Annotated in this window: 4 protein-coding genes; 1 reads left to right on the top strand and 3 read right to left on the bottom strand. The window is 61.0% G+C overall.

Features of this window, described 5'->3' with window-relative positions; translation table 11 throughout:
- Nucleotides 1-324 precede the first annotated feature (324 nt).
- Together cysN and cysD are read right to left on the bottom strand one after the other, a co-directional pair.
- The gene (cysN, locus tag ACT6UX_RS30185; protein WP_444778834.1) at nt 325-2,199 is read right to left on the bottom strand and encodes a sulfate adenylyltransferase subunit CysN; all 1,875 of its coding nucleotides are present in this window, start codon (nt 2,197-2,199) and stop codon (nt 325-327) included.
- On the bottom strand, nt 2,199-3,146 hold the full coding sequence (cysD, locus tag ACT6UX_RS30190; RefSeq protein ID WP_444778835.1) for a sulfate adenylyltransferase subunit CysD: 948 nt from the start codon (nt 3,144-3,146) through the stop codon (nt 2,199-2,201). Before cysD ends, cysN begins: the two co-directional genes overlap by 1 nt.
- A 433-nt stretch (nt 3,147-3,579) precedes the next feature.
- Between cysD and ACT6UX_RS30195 the strand changes: the two genes are divergently transcribed.
- Nucleotides 3,580-4,071: a UDP-N-acetyl glucosamine 2-epimerase gene (locus tag ACT6UX_RS30195; protein WP_444778836.1), complete on the top strand. Its 492-nt coding sequence runs from the start codon at nt 3,580-3,582 to the stop codon at nt 4,069-4,071.
- A gap of 97 nt (nt 4,072-4,168) precedes the next feature.
- Here the strand turns inward: ACT6UX_RS30195 and ACT6UX_RS30200 are convergent.
- Nucleotides 4,169-4,616 (bottom strand): transposase (locus tag ACT6UX_RS30200; protein ID WP_444778837.1); only part of this gene is annotated, 448 nt, incomplete at its 5' end.

The raw sequence follows: 4,616 nt of genomic DNA on the forward strand, positions 1-4,616 counted from the left end.
CTCTACTCCCAGCACGAGTGCTGGAACTTCCTCAAAGACGCTGGATATGCTCCCGATTAAGCGCTCGATGCTCTAGCACACGTCCAAATACACCACACGCCCCATGCCGCCTTCCATCCGCTGCCTGCAGTCTTCGGCCGAGTGCGGCTGATGCCACCTTGATCCCGCCCGAAGGGTTATGGCGCGAATAAATGACGCGGGGCAGAGCGCTGACTGACTCACTTCATGGATAGAACGCGCCGGTAAAGCGGATGCCGGACAACGAAAAACACACAAGCGGCCGACCGAGGTGTTTCCTCTCCGTATCTCGTAGAACCTATTATATTATGACTGCCTGGCGCTCCGGTCGGCAAGGTAGCGAACCACGATGTCTGCCTGCATTTCCGGTGTCGTCCCAAGCGTCAGAAGATGCAGGTCTGGTTTCGCGGGAGGTTCATACGCACTCGAGAGGCCCGTAAAATTCCTGATCTCGCTTCTTCCGACCTTGGCATACAAACCCTTTGGATCACGCCGCATACATTCTTCCATGGGCGTATCCACGAAGACTTCCACGAAATCCTCGTCGCCGATCAGTTCCCGCACCATCTGCCGCTCGGCGCGGAAGGGAGAAATGAACGAGCACAGCACGATCAAGCCAGCATCGACGAAGAGCTTGGCCACCTCGCCGACACGCCTGATATTCTCGACCCGGTCGGCATCGGTGAATCCCAAGTCGCGATTCAATCCGGAGCGCAGGTTATCGCCGTCCAGCGTGTAGGTATGGCGCCGTTCGGCGTGAAGCCGCTGCTCGACGATCTTTGCGATGGTCGACTTGCCGGACCCTGAAAGACCCGTGAACCAGATGGCAAGGGATTTCTGATTGTCGAGCGCCGCACGAGCGTGCTTGTCGACCGGATAGTGTTCCTGATGGGTATTCGTCGCCCTCGAAAGTTGAAAGTCCACCATTCCGGCGCCGGCGGTGTGATTGGTGTAGCGATCGACCAGGATGAAAGCGCCGGTCGTCCGGTTGTCGGCATAGGCGTCGATCGGGACACGCTGCGCAGTGGAGAGGTGGCACACCGCGATCTCGTTCGACGAGACCTGCCGCGCCGCCTGGCGCTCGAGGGTATTCACGTCGACGCGATGGCGGATCGAGGTGACCGAGGCCGTCGTCCAGACATTGCCGACGCGCATCTGGTACTGGCGGCCAGGCAACAACGGCTTGTCGTCCATCCAGAGAACATGAGCGGCAAACTGATCGCTGACCTCGGGACGGTCCTTGGGCGGAGCCAGCACGTCACCTCGCGCGATATCCACTTCGTCGCTGAGGCAAAGCGTTACCGCCTCCCCCGCGCTCGCCATCTCCTGCTCAGCGCCGGGACCGACGATCCGGGAAATCCGGCTCTGGCGGCCCGACGCGGCGACGATAACGGCGTCGCCTACAGCGATCCGCCCCGACGCCACGGTTCCGGAGAAACCACGAAAGTCGGGACTCGGCCGATTGACCCTCTGAACCGGGAAACGAAACGGCCTCTCGACCGCGTCGGCCTCGACGTCCACCGTCTCGAGATGGTCAAGCAAGGTAGGCCCACTGTACCAGGGCATTTCGCTGCCGGTCCGGGTGACGTTGTGCCCGAAGCGAGCCGAGACGGGAATCGACACCGCGGTCCAGAATCCGAGGCGGGAGGCAAATTCGGTCCATTTCGCGACAATACGGTCGAAGACCTCCTGCGAAAACTCGACGAGATCGATCTTGTTCACCGCCAGCACGACGTGCCGGATGCCGAGCAGCGAGCAAATATAGGTATGGCGCCGGGTCTGCGATAGAATGCCCTTGCGCGCGTCCGCAAGGATAATCGCCAGATCGCAATTCGACGCGCCGGTCGCCATATTCCGGGTATATTGTTCATGGCCCGGCGTGTCAGCCACGATGAAGGAACGGTTTGGCGTCGCAAAGAAGCGATAGGCGACGTCGATGGTAATTCCCTGCTGGCGCTCAGCCTCGAGGCCGTCCACCAGAAGCGCGAGATCGATATCCTCCCCGACCGTGCCGTGCTTGCGGCTGTCCTTGGCCAGGCTGCTCAGCGTGTCATCCATGATCAGCTGGCTGTCATAGAGCAGGCGCCCGATCAGCGTCGACTTGCCATCGTCGACCGACCCACAAGTCAAAAAGCGCAGAAGCCCTCGGCCTTCACTATCGCCCCTCGCCGAAGAGCCCATCAGAAGTAGCCTTCTCTTTTCTTTCGTTCCATGGACGCGTCCTGGTCCTGGTCGATGAGGCGTCCCGCGCGCTCGCTGACGCGGGACGTGCGGATTTCGGCAATCACCTCGTCGATAGAGTCCGCGCGGCTCTCATGAGCTGCCGTCAACGGCCAGTCGCCCATGGTTCGGAAGCGAACCCACATCTCTTCGGTCTTTTCGCCGGATTCCAGCTTCATCCTGTCATCGTCCCGGAAGATGAGGATGCCGCCGCGCCGCACGATCGGACGGGGTGCAGCATAGTAGAGAGGCACGATCGGGATATTCTCGGCTTTAATATACGTCCATACGTCCAACTCGGTCCAATTGGACAGGGGAAAGACGCGCATGGTTTCGCCGGGAGCCAAGCGGGTATTGTAGAGTTCCCACAGTTCCGGACGCTGGTTCCGCGGCTCCCAGATATGCCCGGCAGACCGGTGGGAAAACACGCGCTCCTTCGCCCTGGCTTTTTCTTCGTCGCGCCGCGCACCACCGAGAGCGGCATCGAATTTGCCGGCATCCAGCGCCTGCTTGAGCGCCTCCGTTCCCATCACCGACATATGAAGCTGAGAGCCATGATCCAGAGGGTTGATGCCCTGCGCGATACCGTCCCGATTGGTATGCACGATCAGATTGAGGCCCAGCTCCGCCGACCGCTGATCGCGAAACTCGAGCATTGCCCGGAAGTCCCAACCCGTCGCAATGTGCAGGCAGGGAAAGGGCAATCTGCCGGGAGCAAAAGCCTTCAGGGCGAGATGCAGAACGACACTGCTGTCCTTGCCGATCGAATACAGCAGCACGGGATTGCGGAAGCTTTCCGCGACCTCACGAATTATCGAGATCCCCTTCGCCTCCAACCGGCGAAGGTGGGGCGAAAGTTGTCCGACGGCTTTTGCTTGCATATCCCGTAAGCTCTGCGAATTCGACATGCGCGAATAGTTCTGCTGCCTGCCCCGGACGGACATCCCGAACATCACTTCCCGCCGGCGGATTTGATAGCACTACTCGACGGGCCGTTCGAGTCCCATTGACGTGAAGAGGTCGACCGCGGACGGCGGGCGGACCACACGTCCAACGAGCCTGATCACGGGCGGTCCCGGCAGGCGCGAACTCCTCTTGCCCGGGTTGCCCCCAATATCATCTCCTAACATCGCTCTCGCCTATGTTAACATCCCTCAACCATGCGATTGCTGCCGAAATGCCCCCCCCTTCACGCCGGTTGCGGGGCTACGTTGACTCGCGGCGGCGGGACCGCCGAATGGGCACGCTGCAGTGACGCCAGAGTGTATGGCAGATGGACATTTTACTGTCCCTGAACATTCATCTTTGCCCGACCACGGAGAGGACTAAGAGTACTATTTAATGAAATCGTTGCACCTGATTGCCGTCGCACGACCCAACTTCATGAAGATCGCGCCCCTGTGGCATGCACTCAGCAAGGAAGATTGGTGCCGTCCGGTCCTCGTGCATACGGGCCAGCATTACGATCCGATGATGTCCGACGTCTTTTTCTCGGATCTCGAGCTTCCGGCTCCGGACTTCCACCTCAGCGTAGGCAGTGGAACCGATGCCCAGCAGACAGGGGCGGTGATGATCGCCTATGAGGCGCTTTGCCAAAAGGCGCCTCCGGATGACGTTATCGTGGTCGGCGACGTGAATTCGACGATGGCCTGCGCCATTGCAGCAAAGAAGCTCCAGCTGCCGGTCTCGCACCTGGAATCGGGCCCGCGAAGCTTCGACCGCACCATGCCCGAAGAGATCAACCGTCTCGTGACCGATGCAATTGCCGACGTGCTCTGGACACCCTCGCCGACAGGTGGCTCGTTTTTTTGGACAGATTTCCGTGCTTGCTAAGTGGAGGCTCTGCCGGTTGGTATCGCCGTGATGCTCTCGTCGCGGAGGGCGGGCGTAGCCCGCCCGAAGCGGCGAGAGCATCACGGCGGCAAAAATGTCATGCCGCCCGTGCCAGGATCGCGGTGTCGCCCAAGTAGGCGCGATCGGGCGTGCGGGCGTCAAGGCTCGAGTGCGGTCGCTTGCTGTTGTAGAAGCCGAGATAGCGCCCCAGCGAGGCGCGCGCCTGGCCGACGCTGTCGTAGGCCCTCAGATAGACCTCCTCGTATTTGACCGACCGCCACAGCCGTTCGACGAAGACGTTGTCGCGCCAGGCGCCCCGGCCATCCATGCTGATGGCGATGCCGTTGCCGGCCAGCAGGCCGGTGAAGGCCGCGCCGGTGAACTGCGAGCCTTGATCGGTGTTGAAGATATCCGGCTTGCCGTGCCGGATCAGCGCCTCTTCGACGGCTTCGAGGCAGAAGTCCGCCGCCATGTCGATCGAGACCCGCCAGGCCAGAACCCGTCGGCTGAACCAGTCGACCACCGCAGCCAGGTAGACGAAACCG

Source organism: Reyranella sp., assembly GCF_052439685.1.
Classification (GTDB): Bacteria; Pseudomonadota; Alphaproteobacteria; order Reyranellales; family Reyranellaceae; genus Reyranella.